Annotated in this window: 14 protein-coding genes and 2 pseudogenes; 6 read left to right on the plus strand and 10 right to left on the minus strand. The window is 36.2% G+C overall.

Annotated features, from left to right (window positions below; all coding sequences use genetic code 11):
- Positions 1–213 precede the first annotated feature (213 nt).
- The 6 genes from M992_RS14065 to M992_RS14090 form a co-directional block, all read right to left on the minus strand.
- Positions 214–912: a fimbria/pilus chaperone family protein gene (locus tag M992_RS14065; protein WP_248842534.1), complete on the minus strand. Its 699-nt coding sequence runs from the start codon at positions 910–912 to the stop codon at positions 214–216.
- Between the two features lie 98 nt (positions 913–1,010).
- Positions 1,011–3,527, minus strand: coding sequence for a fimbria/pilus outer membrane usher protein (locus M992_RS14070; RefSeq protein ID WP_082335447.1), 2,517 nt, complete (start codon positions 3,525–3,527; stop codon positions 1,011–1,013).
- An 88-nt stretch (positions 3,528–3,615) separates the two neighbouring features.
- Complete coding sequence (locus M992_RS14075) at positions 3,616–4,002, minus strand: hypothetical protein (protein WP_134473756.1); 387 nt, start codon at positions 4,000–4,002, stop codon at positions 3,616–3,618.
- Between the two features lie 425 nt (positions 4,003–4,427).
- Positions 4,428–5,141, minus strand: coding sequence for a fimbrial protein (locus M992_RS14080; protein ID WP_053909158.1), 714 nt, complete (start codon positions 5,139–5,141; stop codon positions 4,428–4,430).
- Positions 5,142–5,219: 78 nt separating this feature from the next.
- A complete protein-coding gene (locus tag M992_RS14085) occupies positions 5,220–5,930 on the minus strand; it encodes a DUF1120 domain-containing protein (protein WP_053909159.1) in 711 nt (236 codons plus the stop codon).
- A 136-nt stretch (positions 5,931–6,066) separates the two neighbouring features.
- Positions 6,067–6,690 carry a fimbrial protein gene (locus M992_RS14090; protein ID WP_053909160.1) on the minus strand — a complete coding sequence of 208 codons (624 nt, stop codon included), beginning with the start codon at positions 6,688–6,690 and terminating at the stop codon, positions 6,067–6,069.
- 1,027 nt (positions 6,691–7,717) lie between these two features.
- Here M992_RS14090 and M992_RS14875 point away from each other — a divergent pair.
- A pseudogene (locus M992_RS14875) lies at positions 7,718–8,011 on the plus strand (Arm DNA-binding domain-containing protein); the annotation flags it as partial.
- Positions 8,012–8,063: 52 nt separating this feature from the next.
- Here the strand turns inward: M992_RS14875 and M992_RS15695 are convergent.
- The 4 genes and pseudogenes from M992_RS15695 to M992_RS15015 all read right to left on the minus strand — a co-directional run bounded on the left by M992_RS15695 (position 8,064) and on the right by M992_RS15015 (position 10,368).
- Positions 8,064–8,264, minus strand: coding sequence for an integrase core domain-containing protein (locus M992_RS15695; RefSeq protein WP_072165981.1), 201 nt, complete (start codon positions 8,262–8,264; stop codon positions 8,064–8,066).
- 3 nt (positions 8,265–8,267) lie between these two features.
- Positions 8,268–8,483, minus strand: a pseudogene (locus tag M992_RS15700) (DDE-type integrase/transposase/recombinase); the annotation flags it as partial.
- Complete coding sequence (locus M992_RS15705) at positions 8,402–8,797, minus strand: IS3 family transposase (protein ID WP_082335448.1); 396 nt, start codon at positions 8,795–8,797, stop codon at positions 8,402–8,404. The gene M992_RS15705 and the pseudogene M992_RS15700, both read right to left, overlap by 82 nt.
- Positions 8,798–10,125: 1,328 nt before the next feature.
- Positions 10,126–10,368: a hypothetical protein gene (locus tag M992_RS15015; RefSeq protein WP_053909161.1), complete on the minus strand. Its 243-nt coding sequence runs from the start codon at positions 10,366–10,368 to the stop codon at positions 10,126–10,128.
- Positions 10,369–10,713: 345 nt separating this feature from the next.
- Here M992_RS15015 and M992_RS14100 point away from each other — a divergent pair, with 345 nt between their 5' ends.
- The 5 genes from M992_RS14100 (at position 10,714) to M992_RS14120 (ending at position 17,897) form a co-directional block, all read left to right on the plus strand.
- Positions 10,714–11,169 (plus strand): DUF1097 domain-containing protein, encoded by a 456-nt coding sequence (locus M992_RS14100; protein ID WP_134473758.1) that lies wholly within the window; start codon positions 10,714–10,716, stop codon positions 11,167–11,169.
- 1,227 nt (positions 11,170–12,396) lie between these two features.
- Positions 12,397–13,032, plus strand: coding sequence for a DUF1007 family protein (locus M992_RS14105; protein ID WP_053909163.1), 636 nt, complete (start codon positions 12,397–12,399; stop codon positions 13,030–13,032).
- 80 nt (positions 13,033–13,112) lie between these two features.
- Complete coding sequence (locus M992_RS14110; RefSeq protein WP_248842535.1) at positions 13,113–14,018, plus strand: nickel/cobalt transporter; 906 nt, start codon at positions 13,113–13,115, stop codon at positions 14,016–14,018.
- Positions 14,019–15,362: 1,344 nt separating this feature from the next.
- The gene (locus M992_RS14115; RefSeq protein ID WP_053909165.1) at positions 15,363–16,394 is read left to right on the plus strand and encodes a methyltransferase; all 1,032 of its coding nucleotides are present in this window, start codon (positions 15,363–15,365) and stop codon (positions 16,392–16,394) included.
- A 33-nt stretch (positions 16,395–16,427) separates the two neighbouring features.
- Positions 16,428–17,897, plus strand: a complete 1,470-nt coding sequence (locus M992_RS14120; protein ID WP_053909166.1) for an FAD/NAD(P)-binding protein — start codon at positions 16,428–16,430, stop codon at positions 17,895–17,897.
- Positions 17,898–19,238: the final 1,341 nt, after the last annotated feature.

Below are 19,238 nucleotides of genomic sequence, written 5' to 3' on the forward strand. Positions count from 1 at the left end.
AAGCACGGTGTCAATGATCTTCAAATCCACCACCGTGATCATTGAAAAATACTCCACCTGCGCAAGGGTTAAGAAAAACAACATAACAATGGTCAAGTTGCTTCCTTATTTCAGAAGGAAGAAAAAAGATATAGAGGTATATCGATGATTTTAATAGAATATAACTGTAATCTTATCGGTGCTCATCCCCATCATGAGCACCGATACTGACGATTATCCTGCAGGCGTCACCTTAATAGTCGCATTGTTTTGCATCTTAAATCCATAGCGGCTCAGAGGAGAGATATCAATCGCACTCAAGGCACCTTTCACGTCAACCGTTTTTTGTTCACCTGGGCGCAAATAAAATTGCCCCAAACTGTAAACTTGCCCGGCCGGTTGCCCCGTAAAATTAGGCGCTAAACGGATAACTTGCTTGCCGGTGTTTTTTAAGATTAATATATTGCCGGTTTGCGTCACTTTCAGCGTATCCCACGGCGTAGGGCTGACGCTCATTCCTGACGGCATAATCAGCATCGCCACATCTTGACGGATAGGCATTTTCGCAGCATTCGTTTTGGTCGCGCCAACCCCTTGGAAAGAGACTTTTAACAACACTTCATCCGTTAAATCAAGTCCCTTTTTCAACACAAAGTTGAGTTGTTGGCTTTGCTCCGGCTCAATCCGAATAATCGGTGGTGATACCATGACATCTTGAGCTAATGCTTGACCACCTTCAATATCAGATACCTTCGTCGACAATAAAATTGGCTCTTTACCTGTATTTTTCACACTAAACACTTTGCGCGGCTCTCCCGCATCGACAATCACTGTCATCGTTTCCAGTTGAAAACTCGCGTGTGCCAGCCCACTGAGTAAGCACAGGCTGCCAATAACACCTTGTCGTAGTCGTTTTATAATAATCATGTTCATTTTATTCAATCTCATTTTACTCTATTGTTCAATTTGGGATTTCTCATCCCACATATGCTAATGAAGGTGTGAGCCGAGTCATAACACGGCTTTTCTTATCAGTGGCACATCGCCTCAGCCTCTTCATATAATGTATTCGGGTCAAAGTGAGGTGGCACCGGATAATCTATTAAGCACTCGGCTTGATTCGCCATCCGTAATCGTACCGGCTGACCAATTTGCTCATTACTCAGCATCGCATTCCCATTACCCATCACAATCCCCATCAGTTGTCCTTTCTCATCCACTAAGCTGCTGCCCGAGGGTGCAGGCGTGCCATCCGCTAAGGTGATACTGAGCAGCAATTGCTTCATCAAGGTGGCTGACACTTCTCGTGAAATTACTGTACCTTTTGCCACCGCCACATCAAACGAAGTCGTTTCTAAACGCACATTCAACGGCAGGTTCTTGGTGTTCAACTGTACCGTGGTTTTGCGGCCTACAGGCAAAGTCGGAATAGCGGCAGTGCCCCAGTGATTGGTCACTGTCGTACCGCCTCCCAAGGTATTAATTTGTACGCCGCTTTGTCCCGGTACACGTAACACGCCAAAAGTATCACCCAGCGGCACCGCGGACGTGGCCAACAAGCCATCCGAATACACCACCGCACCCGAGGCTGACAACATCATGGCATGGGTGTTTTCATCCGTCCACGAACCGCTGCCCATCAATTGACTGTACGCAGTCGTCGCATTAACGCTGCCATTGACCCGCGTCTGCTCATCATTGTGCGACACCCCCATTGAATAGCCCCACAAGTTACTTGGTCGATGATTCAGCGTGCTGGTATAGGTAGTCGAATCTTGATAGCGCTGCATTTGCATACTGACTGAAGCTTTGCGTCCCAGTGGTACAGACGCATTCACAAATAACCGATTGTCGCGGTCATTGCCCCCTTGCAAGCTGGTATTGAGGGACACAATTCCGATGCGTTTAGCATAACTGACCGTGTGTAACACGGTATCGGATTTATTCCCGTAATAATGGTTATATCCCAAGGCATAACTTAAACGCCCCCATTGAGCATTACCAATACTGGCTGACACGGAATTGGCCGTTTGGGTTTCACTGCTTTTTTGCCACCACGGCGCCGTCGCGCTATCACTCTCTATCTCCGTATCGGATTTTTGCAATGTCTCTTCCAGTGTCGGGTAGTCCCGTGTCCGGTATAAACTGGAGACACCCAACGAGAGCGGTCCTAACCCAGAGCTAAGGCTGCCATCCCATTGCTGCCCCTGCTTGTCCTCATTGCGAGAATATTGCGCCCCTAAACTACTGCTAATCCGACCCTGCTCGCCCCACTGGCGGGAGAGGCGTCCTCCCACCGATTGATAGCGGTTAGACATCTGCATCCCGGCCAAATAATCGGTGTGATGATAACGAGCCCCGCCTTCCACATTGGCTATCAGTGGAGTGTCCATGTTGTCATTCCCTGAGCGTCGACGGTATTGCCCGACCGCCACTTGGTAGGTCGGCTCACTCATGATTTGGTCTAAGGCACGCGTGTTGGTGACCACACTAAACTGTTGTTGTCGACCATCATCTTGCAGTACCATCACTTGCAGGGGTTGACCACTGACCACTCCGTTAATGCGGTCTAACGAGAACGGTCCCGCCGGAACCAGTGTTCGGTACAACAGACGGCCATTTTGCAATACTTCCACCGTCGCGGGGGATTCGGCAACACCGGTAATCGGCACCACGAGCGTATTGCTTGTCTGTAAGCTGGCATCGGAATACAGCTGTATCCCATCCAATGGCGTCCCACCAAATAAATTGCCTTGGGTATTTATTTGCCCCAGTTGTACCATCGACCGCCATGGCGCAATGCTGCGAGCTAACGTGGTTTCATTAAACTGATATTGCGTGCTGTTTTGCCCCGCGGACACACTGCTATTATTGCGTAACATCCAGTTGTGCCAATTCATTCCGGATTCAAACTGCCCTTGATAAAAGTGCTGCGTATCGACCCCTTTCATTTGCATCCCGTAAAGACGGTAGTTGCTTAAGACGGCAAAGCCCCCGTAGGTCAGTTCATCACCGCGCAATTGTGGGTCAAAATCCGTTTCAGGCACCAACAAGTCAATAGTAAACGTGTTTGGATGCGGGGTGACTTGGGCAGACGGGTAGAAGGTGACAATATCGGGACAGGCGGTAGCCGCATCATCCATTGCTACCGCTTTTAACTTCAGCATCTTTTGCAAGACAGGCGTAAAACACACTTGACCAGTCTCCCCTACCATGATATTGGCCGGGTAACGAGAGCTGCCATTGACCACCATCGTCACGTCATACTGCCCAGGCAAGAATTGGCTACTGTATTTGAAAAAATCGGCGACTTCCGCGCCGTACCCCAAGGATTTTAATGCACTGACATCAAAGTCTATAGTCGATGCCGTCGAAGAAGAAACCGTCTTTGATAATACGGCTTGCGGTTGAGTCTGCCTGGCGGCTGTTGAGTCGGAAGTACTCATAGTCGCTTCAACAGGCGCATTATCGTGCGCCTGTGCCACGGAAAAAAAGGCACCAATCATCCAACCATGTCGCCAACGTACCCGCGGTTTGATGGATATCATCGCGATAGCCCTCGTTTAATGTCGAGAATCAATTGAAAAAGTCCATTTTATCAGGGAAATACACCTAATATTTGTGTCGCGCAAAGGGCTAAAGACCAAAAGAAACACGCAGTGCTAAATCCCCATTCAACTCGGCACCATCCACTAATGGCCCATGGGTGTCAGCCAAACTGTTCAATGTGGGTGAGATAGTTAAGGTAACTGTGAATTGTTGTCCACTGGCGAGGGCACCGGCGGGTGTCGCCCAGCCGTGAAATTGACCTGACTGCAAGATGACAGAAGACTGCGGTAGCCCTATTCCTGTTTCATCGGGACTTTGGTATAACGAAACAGATTCGCCATCCACCTGCGCGTTCGCTAACGTCACGGTGTAATACCCTAAACTGCCCTGCCCATTAACCTGCCCTAGACCAAAATGCGTCGGATCGCCGTCCGTCACACTGCTCGCGGCCATATCATTAACCCATATACGCATCCCGTCTATCGGCTGAGAACAGCTGATGTACAAAGTTTGCGTGATGAGGGGAAGGGGCTTCTGGTTATCGCGTTGAAAGAGACTGGCATGTAATTGGGCATACGGATAGGTCACTTCTGGAGTAGAAAAAGAACACGTATCTTCTTCCAACACGTCGGGCATCACCGCTTGCGCAAAAACTCCCGACGAAAAGGATTCTGCAATGAGGGTCGAACTAAAGAAGAGACAGCCCCAAAATAACACTACGATGCCACAGATAGATGGTGGCCGACGGAAAAACAGCCAAGGATATCGTTTTTTTATTATCGTCATATTGAACTACTAAGTTTAGTCTAAATAAACGCCTTGAAAACGAGCAAAAAGGCAAGGCTTCTCTCGATTAAAATAGCCATCCTCGCATATTGCTAGAATGGCTAAAATAAAAATCAAACACCAAAACTAAAGGTAAGAATAGATTGGCCGATAAAATCAACCCCCTCAGAAATATCGATACCAATTGTAGCTAATGTTTCATTTGATAGAATATAAGAACGGTTAGAATCATTACGATTATAGATATCTGCAGTAAAGACTTTTCCAGAAACCAATGCAAGTTCATCCACAGCAACATTTTTTTGTTGTTTACTAGTCCAACCGATAGTGACATTTTTTTGTAAAACAGTATCTTGATTCCATGTGCCCGCATTAGGACCATCATTAGCACGACTCAGAAATGCAGGCTGCCCATCAACCATCACATTACTCCATTTAAATACAATTCCCCCAACTTGCTGTTCAGTATTGTCGGCATTGACCAGATTAAATGTCGCATATTTAGCATTGATATTTTCCGTACTAGAGATAATGGTATCTACACTGGGATAAGCATCTTCACCTTTAAAGGTTAAATAGGTTTCTGCATCACAGCTGACAGTTAATTGGTTACTGACTGATGGAAATTGGTAAACACTGGTATTAGAAATTAAACTGGGTGAATAATTTCCCAACGCATATAATAAATCATCATTCCCACCATTCACCGTACAGGTTGGTGGCTTAATATCTCCCGTCACTTGAATATTGGCGACGGGGCCTGCAGCTAATGCACTCGCCGATAAAAAAGTGACCAATACAGATAAACCTAACAATTGTTTTTTCATATTCAAAATCCTGTTATTATCAACTGGGGGCGTTTAATAAAAAGTAGTCATGCGCTGACATAGCAACCCAATCAATATTTAAACACCAAAATTAAAGGTTAAAGTCACTTGCCCTAAATAATCCAAGCCATTAGTAATATCGATACTTTCTTCACTTAATCTATCTTTAGATAATATCGCTGTTGCAAGCACACCGCCGCTGGTAGTATGGGTGCCTGTCGAAAGTGTGGCTGTAAATTTTTTACCCGCAACCAGCTGTAACTCACTGGGATTAGCGACATTGTTTTGTTGTAAAGATGTCCAGCCGATAACCGCATTTCTGACTAAAGAGTCAGCCCACCAAGCTGCTGACGCAGTTTTAGTTCCTGAGCGACCTAAATAAGCAGGCTCATTATCAACAGACAGATCCTTGATAACATAACCAACCCTCCCCACTTCTTTTGTCGTATCCGAGGCATCAACTAACCCGAAGACTTCATCTTGAATCGAGGTTTCAACTGAATTGATCGTATAATTATCGGTCGATGTAAACGTCAAAAAAGTTTGAGCATCGCAAACTACTTCTAACGTTGTTGTTCTGATTGGAAGTTGATAATTGGTCGATTGAGGGATCACTGAAGGTGATATGCGCCCATAATCAAAAAGAATATCATTGTCCCCAGCATTGACTATGCAGGTTGGTGGCTTAATATCGCCCTTCACTTGAAGATTGGCAACGGAGCCTGTAGCCAACGCACTGGATGAAACTAATGCGCTTAGTAACGTCAAGCCAAATAACTGCTTTTTCATGCGTAAATCCTTTTCTTATCATCATAATCATATTGTTTACTCTGATTTCAGATACTCAAACAATATAACGGCTCGCTAAATATACATTGAGAGCCGTTCTTTATAAGATTAAATGACTTATTTTCAGTAAAAGTGCTTATAGACCAAACGCAAACGTCAAAACAGCATAGCCATCAAGAGACGCATCACCTGCACTATTTTTCAGTACGCCGTTAATGGTTGGCGTGACGGCAAAATCAGCAGCGAAGATTTGACCTTGAGCCAATGTATCCACACCAGTTGCCCAAACTACAGGTTGAGATTTGCTGACAGTACCGGTTGGGCCAAAATCACTGCCGACTTGCACACTAACACTAGTCGCATCTGCATCTGTATTCGCTTTTACCGTGGCATTTTCCATGGTCACCGTATAGAAACCAACATTGTCAGATTCGTAAGTACCTAAACCAAAGTTATTATCACCCGCAGTCAGCTCAGTACCCGCACGATCATCAACCGCAGTAAAGGTCAAATAGGTTGCTGCATCACACACCACTTCAATATTTTGCGATTGTGGATCTAACACTAAATTACCTGAAGCGGGGAAAATACCCGGTGAAATATCAAAATCGTAGGTAAAGGTATCTTCAGTTGCCCCATTAATTAAACAAGTTGGTGGTGTAATTGAACCGGTGACTTTTAAATTAGCGATAGGTGCAGATAACGCAGCAGCAGATAAGGTCATTAACGATAAAGTTAATAATGATTTTTCAAATAACATAAGTACACCTCAATAATGATAAAAATAAAAGAATAGTTCAGTCATAATAAAAATAATAAAGAAAATAAGACATATAGGACGCAATTGTATATTGACATCACTGAGGCAAAATGCTCAATCATTATCGATATCTGAACTCATCATTAACTGAAAAAGAGTGAAGCAATTAACTGTACGATAGTATATTTATAAAATATGAAAAATCAAAAGTAAGGAATTTTGAATACTTAATCTTAATACGACACCACATAAAAAAACACAAAAAAACCAACATAACCAATTGATAAAAAACACTTTATAAAAAATCAAAAATAGATAATCAAAAAAAATAGTTAATCACGCTAAATAAGTCTTAACTAGAATACAAAAAAACAATAAAATATTATAATTAATACTTTATCATAAAATCAAATCACCCAAAGAACACTCGCCTTAGATTAATCATAAAATAATATATTATTCTGAAATAAAAAATGAACATGCGATATAAATAAACTTTTAAATAAATTACTAAGATTTGGCATACTGTATTTTATCCTATATTTCCAAACACTCATTATTAATAAGTTCATTTCCTAATATTATTAATGACTAAACTAAGAACCTGTCCCAATAGATATTTATTTCAGATAATAATGCTACAGATAACGAGCAGCATTATCAGATAGTTTTCTATCTTCTTTTACCAACGAACCAAAGCTCGACACTAGAGATTCATTCAGCTATGAACTCTCCACAACCCAGTGGTGAGCAGGTATTCAGCCTTCAAACACAGCGGTATAACTCTACTAGGGCACAAAAGAGGGGATAAATTAGATTAATTAATTTAAATACAGATAGTTATAATGAAAAGTCGATTCCGAGTCCGGCACCACTTTCACTTCTACAGTGATATCCTCAAGTCAAGTAAACTCCTTTATATTCATTGAATTACCTTGTATTATCACTCATCGAGCTCAACACGACTCAACACTAAATCAAGTGTCGATTGGGGGCTCATCGTGTTCAATGTAATTTAGGATCCCCCATTACGGCACTCAGCGCTCGGCAGATACAAACTGCCAACCCTTAAGACAAAGAGTATAAGCTCTCTGATGAGCGTGGACTTTATCTTCTCATTAAACCTAATGGCGCTCGTTACTGGTGAATGAAATATCGATTCGCAGGTAAAGAGAAAAAATTATCGATTGGTGTTTACCCTGATATTTCTCTTGCTGATGCACAGCTTAAACATGATGAAGCCTGAAAGCTATTAGCCGAAAATAATGATCCTGCAGAACAAAAAAAGTTAGAAAAGTTCGTGAAAAAGATCACCGTAGAGAAAGGGTAATGGTCAACAAATTTTGTAGAAGCTCTAAGCTGCATTTTTTAGTTCATGGTATTTTTAATGTGGTGTTTAAATAGCCAATCGTTGAATGCCGTCGATAATAATTGTAAAAATGAATGTAATTTTCAACCTCACAGACAATAGATTGATGATTTATAAACGATAAAGGGTTGAGTCTTTCTGTCTTTAAACGCCTAAAAAGTCTTTCCATCACAGCATTATCAAGACAACTACCTCGACGACTCATGCTTTAGGTTATCTTTCGGTCAATGAGATGTGACCTAAACTCTTCTGATAAATATTGGCAACCTTGATCTGAATGGAACATCAAACTTGTCGTATCCCGTAATTGCCGTTCAATCGCGTTATCTAAGGCTTCTTTCACTAATTTCGAATCCGGTTTTGTTGATAAGGTATAACCAAAAATTTCTTTGGTGGCAAAATCCAACACACAGGCGAAATAACTCCCCCATGATGATGCCGAATATACGTGATATCTCCGACGTAATAGCGATCGTGATGTTCAGGCAAAAATTGGCGTTTAAGCGAATTAGAAGCATATCTATGTGCCTTACCTGATGATGGATAGTGGTGCTTTTTAGTCAGTTTAATCGCAATTAATTGATTTAATTTCATAATATTCGATATTTTATGCGTACCGATGCAATAATCTAAATCTTTTAACTCTGCTTGAATACGCCTTTTGCCATAAGTCTGGCCCGATGCATCAAAAATACGTTTTATTTCGCCACCCAGTCTTTCATCTTCAACTGTCGATATTTTTGTTTCATAATAAAAGCTACAGCTTTATCCGTATTAAAGACTTTTGGAGTTTGCTATTTATTGACACGATTGAATATTTCTCTAAGCACATCAATCACTAAATTCTTGCAATACCCCTGCTAAAAGTAAAAGCGATAAGTGGTTTTCGATGTAAACTTTTCGCCCGATAATAAAATACCACGATATTTTTTATCCCATGATGGGTGGCAATATTATAACCAAAACCGAACGCACGAAAGTTTAAATCATCTCCCACCGAAGGCATATCGTAAACAGTTAGACAACTCTATTTGGGTGTGTCTCAATTAATGGGGGGGGGACAAATGCACACCCATTTTTCTGGACGTGAACGAATGAATATACCAGCAGTGCATTATAAGTAATACTTAATCTACGGTGAACACCATGAAACTATCGGAACAGCAAAGAAAAAACTTATCCAATCCAAGGTTAAACTCTTTAAATATTAAGGTCTAAGTATAAATAAGCTATTCCCTCTGTCTTCAGTCCCCCTCAATAGGAAGAGATTAATTTGATAAAATTATGCTAAAATCATTCAACTTGATGTTAAGAAATAGACTTGAAGTCGGTAACGAGTACGATTCCGTGCTACGAACCCAAACTGCAATTTAGGATGGAACAGAAAGTACCCTGTTCGACTTCAAAATCAATGTAAAAACATCTTGAGGCCGTAACGAGATCTCATTTATTTTTCAATTTCGATAATGTAATATATATCAATGCATTAAATTGCGAGTTTCATTCCGAGTCCGAGAACCACAAATTTTGAAGCCTCGCAGAAATGCGAGGCTTTTTGCGTTATAATAATCTGCAAAATCTACTTTCCTCAAAATTTAAACTCCTTTAAATCAAGTGTCTGTTAGATAGCTCTTGGTATCAATAGTATCCAATACAATTTAGGACCTCTATGATTATGCTCAGTCCCAATAAAATGAGCTTACCAATCATTCTACACAATAAAATTAAGATACTTTTCTGAAGGCGCTTTTATACGACACTGGCGATAAATAATTATTTGCCGTGTACAATCGCATTAAATTATAATAACGAAGATAATTCAGTACGTCTTATCTCATTTCGATTCGATTTGCATCAGATCTTTTAAACAACTAATCGTGTTTTCAGCTGTCAAAAAAACGTTTAATACCCGTATTATCTCAACAAGCCCGTACATCTCTTTGACTAGAGCGCATATCATAATTGTTTATCAATGCTTAATATAATCAACTTGTGTACTGACTACCGCGCTTACAGTAAAATACACAACTTTTTAATGGTGAATACAAGTTATATACTATTATTAATTATCTATTAATCAATGCAATATTTATTTTAAATAACATATACCAACCGATAATATGCCGAGAATATAAATGCATCACAATGACTAAATACATCCAACCTTCATCTATTTTTAAATAAGTGATATTCTGCGTCCAAAATTTTTTAAGGACTAGAGGGTTAAAATTTTTATTTAGCGCGTTATCCACCATCGCATCATTGTGCTTACGCTTAGTTATGACTTCATAAGTAATGAGTTGGATCACGATGAGATCAAACTGAGCTATTTATCTGTATCCCTAAAAAAGTAACAACTTCGACATACTTAGTCCTACTTAGTGATAATATGACGACATCTTGCTTAAACTCAGTGGTATCATTTCTGCTCATTCTTTTTGTCATTTAACATCTCGATAATCGAAATATATTTCATTATTAAAGTATTTTGTTTGATTAAAGTAGAGATGGATTCAACAGACCCTAATATATTAAGCATATTTTCATATTATATAACTTATTTACATTCTAGTGAATTGCATATATTCAAATGACTCTATACAATGCTCAGCTTTCTAAAATCCATTGGTTTAATTATCTATCAAGTGACTACTGTGAAACTACTTTTTTCTCTTTCATTAACTACGGCAATTCTTTCTGGTATTTGGGCATGGGTTGCTGATTTGTTTGGTTTGATTAGCTGGGCCGGTTTTTTGGGTTGTACTGCTTATTTTGCTTATCCTAAAGAGGGTATTAAAGGCTTATTAATAACTGTACTTACTGTTTTCAGTGGTGTTATCTGGGGTTTAGTTATTATCCATAGTGACGAATTTATCCATGATCTACCTAATTATGTTGGCTATTTAGTTACTACAATAGTTGCTTTTGTCATGTGTTTCCAAGCGTATAAATCATGGTTAGCTTATATTCCAGGTACTTTTATTGGTGCTTGTTCTACTTTTGCAGGTCAAGGTTATTGGAAAATAATAATTCCATCTTTATTAATAGGAGTATTATTTGGTTATTTAATGAAGCAAAGTGGTTTGTGGCTAGTGAAAAAATGGAAATAATAGCTAAGCTTGCCACATTTAGTGTATTGATAACATATATAGCTAACTTTTATTATTATCTTTTATAACATATTTTCTTTTTTAAAGAAAAAATTTTAGTAAACTAACTTAATATTAAAGAAGCTGAAAATAGTATAATTTTATTTATTAGTCATCAATATTCGTTAGCAATAATTTAATATACATAACCAATTATTTTTTATTATCTTGTTTCTAACTATATTAATAACTAATCACCTAAAAATTTAATAATAATGAGTTATAGGATTGGCAAGATAATTGTTCTGCAATAGATAATGAATCTTAATTTTTAAGTAAAATATCTATTATTTTTGAGATGTATTCGGCAGCATAAGTATATTTTACAGAAAGTACAAATTTACTATTAAGTTTATATATCATCTTAATTTTTTATATTATTTATACTTTTCACTGTAACTATTATATCTTCAATAAATGGATTAGCTCTTTTCTAAACTTTCAAATTTTAATTCATTACCGGTGATTTAGATTCTTTGCAAGACTAAACTATCTATTATCAATAAATGAACTAATTTTGATCAACTGATCTCGATCTTTTACAGAGCTAGTATAGTTCCACAATATTCAAAACAATTATACTATAAGCAGAAAGCTACTGTGACAGTAGCTCATAAAATAGAGTATAGCCGACACGAAAATTGCTCAGATAACAATCAGATGGAGTGGTTTATTAGAAGACTAAAAAACGAGTAGATCTGGTGATGGGATACATTATCTTCAGTGATGCTGTATATAATAACAAACTATATTACTGGTTAATTTTAGTTAACCATTCTATGCTATAATTAATATTTTTTAAGCAATATTAGTTGGAAGTAATAATAAGCAGCAGAGGAAAGTATTATAATAATACGATTGTAGAAAGCTTTTTCAAATATTAAAAGAGGAAACTAGAAGGAGAAACTATTCCATACAAAAATACTCGTATGGATATTTTCGAATATATTGAAATATTCTAAAGATTTAAGCGCTGATAGAGTTCCAATAATCAGCTTTCTCCTGATGGATATAAAAAATCATATCAAGAATAATTAATTAGTGGCTACTATGCTATTGGCTATTCAAAAAATATTTATTCGTTAAACTTCATTTTCACTCCTGTGATCCTTGTGTTATAACATTACAATTAAGCCTGACGCATGCTCATAATCGTATTTTACTTAACTTAATTACAAAAAGATTATTATGAAGTTACTCAAGACTTTTATTATTTATTTATCAATGCTTTATTCGTTATCCACCCAAGCACATCCACACAGTTTCATTACACTAGAGACTGAATTTGAAGTTCATAATCAACAACTTACTGGTATTTCCTTTTCATGGAAAATGGATCCAATAACTTCTGCAGATATCTTGTCGGAACTGAATAATGTAAAACCAAATGATAAGCAGTGGAAGAAGCAAGCTGCTGATATTATGGCCAATATTTTATCAGAAAATTATTTCAGTGAGTTATATCATCAAAAGAATAAAGTCCAATTTAAAGCCTTACCTGATAGTTATTCTTTGCAGCGAGAAAGATCTCAATTAGTGTTTAATTTTAGTGTTTCTTTAGCTAAACCTATCCAATTACAACAAAATCAATTCGAATTACTCACTTACGACCCGACATTCTTTATTGATATGTCTTATCCAAAACAAGACGCTATCCACTTACCTCTCGAAATGGCGGCAGTCTGTGAAATACAATTAAATAATTCAAAACCTCCACAATCGGCGATTGAATATGCTACTTCATTAGATAATCAAGATATCCCAGAGAAAGAAATAAATTTAGGCCTTCAATTCGCACAACGAGTAAAAATAATATGCCGATAATTTCAGCAGATAAATTTAAGTGGATACAAAAATCGTCTTGGCTGCTAGCAATAATCATATTATCCCTAGTAATTGGCTACATGATTTATACGCACTGGATAGTTTGGTTACAGCAAGTAGTTATTTGGCAACGTAGTTTGAATTATCACTTATCAGAATTACTGCAAAAAGTAGATGCTGAGCCTCAACAAGCTGGTGTTATATTAATTGTTGTTAGTTTTATTTATGGCTTATTGCATGCTATGGGGCCAGGGCATGGAAAAGTCATTATCACTAGCTATATAGCAACACATCCAACTAGATTAAAAAGAAGCGTTATTTTGACCCTACTCGCCTCTTTATTACAGGCAAGTATGGCAATTATTATTGTCTCTGCTGTTCTCTATCTATTTCAATTATCCACTCGCTATGTACATCAAAGTAGTTTAATACTCGAGAAATTAAGTTATGGAATCATGGTTATATTAGGCACTATATTTTGTGTAAATGCATGTAAGTTGCTGTTCAAAACGTTAATATCTCCTCCTAAACCGTCACTAAAAATTAATACTATTAAATCAATATCATCTCATCAACACAGTAAAAATTGTGCTTGTAGTCATCAGCATACTGTCTCTAAACATATTTTGACCAGTAATTGGAAAACTCAATTACTGGTTGTCATTAGTATGGGAATACGCCCTTGTTCTGGAGCCATACTGCTATTAATTTTTACTTATGTTATTAATGCTTATAAATGGGGGATCGTTGCTACATTAGCAATGTCACTAGGAACCGCATTAACAATTAGTTTTATAGCGATATTTGTCTTTTATCTACGAAAAACAGCCATTAGATTAGCACAGTGGCAAGGCGCTAAATTTAGCCCAATCTGGTTATTAATCGTAAAAATATTAGCCGGCATATTCTTGATCTGTATTGGCGTATTAATGTTTCAAAGCCTTACTCTGGTTGATGCTAAATCCGGTAATATTTTATTAAGATAATCTAATATATATATCTAATATTTGGCTGCTATATTTTCTCATAATCTATATCTCTAAATTTATTACATATAAAACAATAAAAGGGTGAGTGAATTATCCTCACCCTTTTAAATAAAAGATTAACCTGCCACATGTTACGATATTTTAATAAAGAAAATGATAGAATAAAGAACAAAGAATAAACTGTCAGTAATAACTTTTCTATAGCGTAATATATGTTCATAATTTCCAGTTTGTCACCCTATAAACATATTAGTTAGCATTAATCCTAATGGTTTAGATAAACATAAATAGTCAATAAAATATATACTAAATTCATTTATTCTCGATTTATCCGCAGGCATATTGCCACGTAAAATCTAACTTAATGACCTACTTCATTAATAAGATTAGTTAATAAACTGTACAATAAAAAATTTAACTTTTTCAGTAATATGGAGCTCCCCCCACAAGCACAAGTCACATTTACATCCAAAGCACATTTCATTACCTGACGAACAATACCTGTAATATCTACATACCAAATATCGGCTTATAAATATATTGCGATAAATTACCGACCGTAGTAACGATAAATATAGCACTACGTATCACTGATACTATAAATCGATTTAGGATTATTAATAACTCTCGACAACAAATAAATAGCTTATCTATTAAATCAATAAGTTAAACAATTGAAAGTTTGTATAAATTAGTATTACTTTGAATGTGTAACAATGGAAATAAAATTAATTATTTAACTTTATAAAGAAACATAAAAAACATCAATAATATTTATACTCTATATTAATAATTTATTTATTGATTATATATCGTCAATTAAACAACAGTCACCGAGTGAAAATACTGGAGTGATTTATTATACTATTCAGTATAAATAATTATCTGTAACTTAATTATATTACACTATTTTAAAAATCACATGAAAAATGAATAATAAATTAAATATACAACATTGAAATTTAAAAACTTAAAGTGATTAATTATATTGAAGTAGTTAATATTTAATATTATTCAACTATAAAACAAAAAAGAATAAAAAATAAAAACACATTAAATATATGCACTTACAAGTTAATGTTAATTGAATAAATATATTTAATGATAAATACTGGACAAATGAAAAAGTATACATAATGATTAAACCATTAAATATACTTCAAAGTTTCACTTCGAATGTTAGTTATCCTAATGAATATTTAATGATACCAAATAAAAAGTAATAAATAAGACTACGCTATTATTTCAATAAAGAGCATATAGATGTTGCAGTATTAATGCATAGTCACAGCAATATTTAGTTAAACAAAATCATTTTTAAATTAAATCAAAGGAAATAAAATGAACTTAGCTAAGCATCAACCTACTATTTCAGAAAATGAAATAGCCGCCTTACATTTACTTGAACAAACCTTAGGATATTCATATCAGGCTGCTTTAAGGGCTGCAACTCTATTAGGTGTTGCAGATCATTTAATTGATGGTCCTAAAACAACAGAAGAATTAGCGAAACTAGTTGAAGCTGAAAAAAATAAATTACATCGTATTTTAAGATTATTAGCTACAAGAAATATATTCCAAGAGCAAGATAATGGAAAATTCGCCTTAACACCTGCAGCCCAATACTTATGTGTAAATCAGCCAAATTCATTAAAAAGTGCAGTATTAATGCTCACAGATGAAACATGTTGGCGGCCATTAGGTTCGGTGGTTGAAAGTGTTAAAGGAAATCCAGCATTCAAACATCTTTATGGCCAAGCTTTCTTTGATTATTGGGCACAAAAACAAGATGCTAATCATGATTTTCATGTCGGTATGTCATCAATGTCTGCGGTAGAAAACTTATTCTTGGCTCGAAACTATAACTTCCCCGAAGGTGCTACCATCGTTGATATTGCTGGCGGATTTGGTGGATTACTACTCAGTGTTTTACTGGCCAATCCTAAAACACAAGGGATTTTATTTGATAGAGAATATGTAATTTCTCGCCACAGATTAGGTGAATTGAATGATGATTCACGCTGGGATATTACCACCGGTAATTTTTTTGAATCCTGCCCTATAGCTGATATTTACATGCTGAAATATATTACTCATGACTGGCCAGATGAACAAGCTTCCACGATATTACGTAATTGTCGGGAATCAATGCTACCCGGTGGACGAATTTTAATTATGGATACAGTAATTCCACAAAATAATATTCCGCATACGGGAAAAGAGTTAGATATTCTTTGTATGGCTATTTATGAAGGTGGATATGAGCGTACAGAACAAGAATTCCATCAATTAGTTAAAACGGCCGGATTAAAAATCAATCAAATTATCAATACAGGTAGCTATATTTCTATTATTGAAGCGATTGCCGCTTAAATAACCCACTTTATTTCTCTAGGGGATATTTTAATGAATATTAAACGAAAACAACTAGCTATTATTGGAGGTGGCGCCGCAGGGGTGGCATCTTTTATCGCGGCAGTCCGGAATCACGTCGCTGATACTATTTATATTATCGATCCAAAACCTATCGGCCCAGGTATTGTATTTTCCACACAAGATAATGATTTAATTTGCAATACATCCATAGATACCATGTCTGTAATTATTGATGAACCTTTAGATTTTTTAGATTATTTACTTGAGCAAGGATACGATGTTGAAGCAGCTACATTTGTTCCCAGAAAATGGATGGGTAGATATTTAAGTAATCGTTTTGATAAATATTGTGCTATTGCATCCCAATCAAAGATTAATATTGTACATCTTCCTTATTTAGTTCATTCGTTAAAAATTGAAGGTAATGGACTTTATTCATTAAAATATTCAGATGATCAGCAAGAAAAATCCCCATTAATTACAGATGTTATTTTTTGTACTGGATTTGGTAATGTGCGTATTCCTGATAAATTAAATTCTCATCAAGAACATCCTACATTTATAAAATCGCCTTATCCCGAAGCGGATATGCTTAAGAAAATTCAATCTAAATCACGGGTATTAATTATTGGCAGTAAACTTTCAGCAATAGATGCCGCACTGCTTCTATGTCGTGAAGGCCATCATGTCACCATGATATCCCCTTCTGGGCAGATCCCAGCGGTAAGAACCCAGTTTATTCGTATGACTAAAAGCGTATTTAACAAACAAGATATTGCGTCAATAGGATCATTATGGAATAAACAAGCATCAAAATATAATAATCAATGTTTAAATTATAAGTATTTAAGATATTTTATTAAAACTCTTCACACACATACTAAAGTGCCCTGCCATTCTCAATTTTCATCCGCAAATGATGTTTATCATCGATTATCTGAAGAAATAGAGATTGCAGAAAAAGCCTCTTGTGAATGGCAAGATTTAGCCTCTAACTTTATAGTTTCTATGAATGAATTATATTTAACCGAGGATGCTTATTTTCAAGGCGCGTTCCATCCTGATTTTGCAAAAACACTTGAACGTTATATTACCGCTATCGCCTTACCTAATGCGAAAAAGCTCTTACATTATATTAATATAGGCTCACTTATCGTACAACCCGGTGAAATACAAAACATATCGACAGAAAAACATCATAACTCATGGTTAATTGATTGGGGAGTCGGTGAATATCATTTTGAAGCTGTGATTAATGCAACAGGTTATTATGCGCCCTACTTCTTTGTCAATTCGCAGGGCAATCTTGAAATAGATCGTCAATGTACTCATATGGATGATTCTATTTCAATTTTATCATCTATGGCAGCAAAAATTGAACAGCAAGAAAATATTTGGTTTGTAGGAATGCCTGCACATATAAGACTATGGACACCTAATGCAATGATTGCCGTTACCACATTGGCTAATCGGCTAATCGAAAATATATCAAATCAATAAATTAAGCCGCAATACGACATTTAATTAAAGAATGTAGGTTGATACTTCTAATATCTATCTTGTGCGGTAATATTACTCATATTAGAATCTATAATAATACATTGAACTCTGTGCTCTTCTAGAAGATACAATAAAATCCAATAAACCACCCAACAAAAAGCTCAATAAATTCAATATGTTAAGATAAATAAATTTTAATATATAACCAAAATTTAGACGACTAGCTCCCTTATGTCGTCTAAATAATTCAAGTTATAGCTAGACGACAAATGAATCTATTTCTTGTGAAAGTTTGGAAGTATATAAAAGTACGTGACTAATACGAATAAATATAATCAACTTTATTTTTACAAAAAAAGCGGCAACACAAAGTGTTACGAGCATAGAATGAACAAGTATCATGTATCTAATAGTTAAGAAACATTTGCTGAAAGTTCAGATTATAAAGTTTTTGCTAATAAGCTAAAGCGTCATACGTTGATGATATTAATGTTGTAGATCTTATCCCGTTTAAAATAATTATATTACGTCATTTTGAATGAATAGTTTCCGACTAGATTAATTATCGTACCACTTATATAGTTTTAGCCCCATCAGTGGCTAGGAAAATATTTACAGGAGGGATGATCTGTATAAATAAGCTATTCTGTACAAGTGAAATTTTTGTTTTACCGATTTCCATTATAGGTATTCAGCTCCACAGGTTGTTTTTTCTAACAGGATTAATCTAATAGAATACTAAAGTAGTTAAAATTGCAGTATTTTCTCAAGAAGCATGATAAGTAATATCTCCAGCTTTAGAAACGATTCTATTCGGCTTGTTGTGAATCAGTAGCTTTCGGGGAATATAGATGATTTTTTCTATAAATAATCAGTCAACTAAACGGTGAGCGATCATAACCTGATAAAATTATACATTATTTCTTAATCTACTAAGGCTACTGCCGTGATTATTTACGGAGCAAAGCGGATTTAGATTAAATATACTTGCAGCTCTATTGATAAATTATACATATCAAAATAATTCCATTATAGACATTAGTATCCAACTATGAATGTGTAAAAAATTTTAGTGTAGATTAAAGAGGACCCCTAGCTCACTAATCTAAAGATAAATATGGCTATAAATTGTACTATTAAGCTGAATAATCACCTTTGATTCATGATCAAGCTTTACTAGGCGAGGCTCAAAGTAAACAATCATTTTTTCATCCATTTCAGAGCAACACTCCGCGCTAATAGTCGAGTATTTAAACATTCTTATAATACCTTGGCCATATAATTTAGTACTGATTGATCTACACTAAACTCAGCCATCAAAACATAACGATCGTATTAGAC

The organism is Moellerella wisconsensis ATCC 35017, from assembly GCF_001294465.1.
GTDB classification, from domain to species: Bacteria; Pseudomonadota; Gammaproteobacteria; order Enterobacterales; family Enterobacteriaceae; genus Moellerella; species Moellerella wisconsensis.

Bases quoted from the DNA above. Each gene is read 5' to 3' on its own strand.
- M992_RS14110 (WP_248842535.1), top strand. From the start codon at position 13,113: ATGATTTATACGCACTGGATAGTTTGGTTACAGCAAGTAGTTATTTGG.
- M992_RS14075 (WP_134473756.1), bottom strand. From the start codon at position 4,002: ATGCGTATATGGGTTAATGATATGGCCGCGAGCAGTGTGACGGACGGC.
- M992_RS14065 (WP_248842534.1), bottom strand. From the start codon at position 912: ATGAACATGATTATTATAAAACGACTACGACAAGGTGTTATTGGCAGC.
- M992_RS14115 (WP_053909165.1), top strand. From the start codon at position 15,363: ATGAACTTAGCTAAGCATCAACCTACTATTTCAGAAAATGAAATAGCC.
- M992_RS14120 (WP_053909166.1), top strand. From the start codon at position 16,428: ATGAATATTAAACGAAAACAACTAGCTATTATTGGAGGTGGCGCCGCA.
- M992_RS14085 (WP_053909159.1), bottom strand. From the start codon at position 5,930: ATGAAAAAGCAGTTATTTGGCTTGACGTTACTAAGCGCATTAGTTTCA.
- M992_RS14080 (WP_053909158.1), bottom strand. From the start codon at position 5,141: ATGAAAAAACAATTGTTAGGTTTATCTGTATTGGTCACTTTTTTATCG.
- M992_RS14105 (WP_053909163.1), top strand. From the start codon at position 12,397: ATGAAGTTACTCAAGACTTTTATTATTTATTTATCAATGCTTTATTCG.
- M992_RS14090 (WP_053909160.1), bottom strand. From the start codon at position 6,690: ATGTTATTTGAAAAATCATTATTAACTTTATCGTTAATGACCTTATCT.
- M992_RS15695 (WP_072165981.1), bottom strand. From the start codon at position 8,264: ATGAGTCGTCGAGGTAGTTGTCTTGATAATGCTGTGATGGAAAGACTT.
- M992_RS14070 (WP_082335447.1), bottom strand. From the start codon at position 3,527: ATGATATCCATCAAACCGCGGGTACGTTGGCGACATGGTTGGATGATT.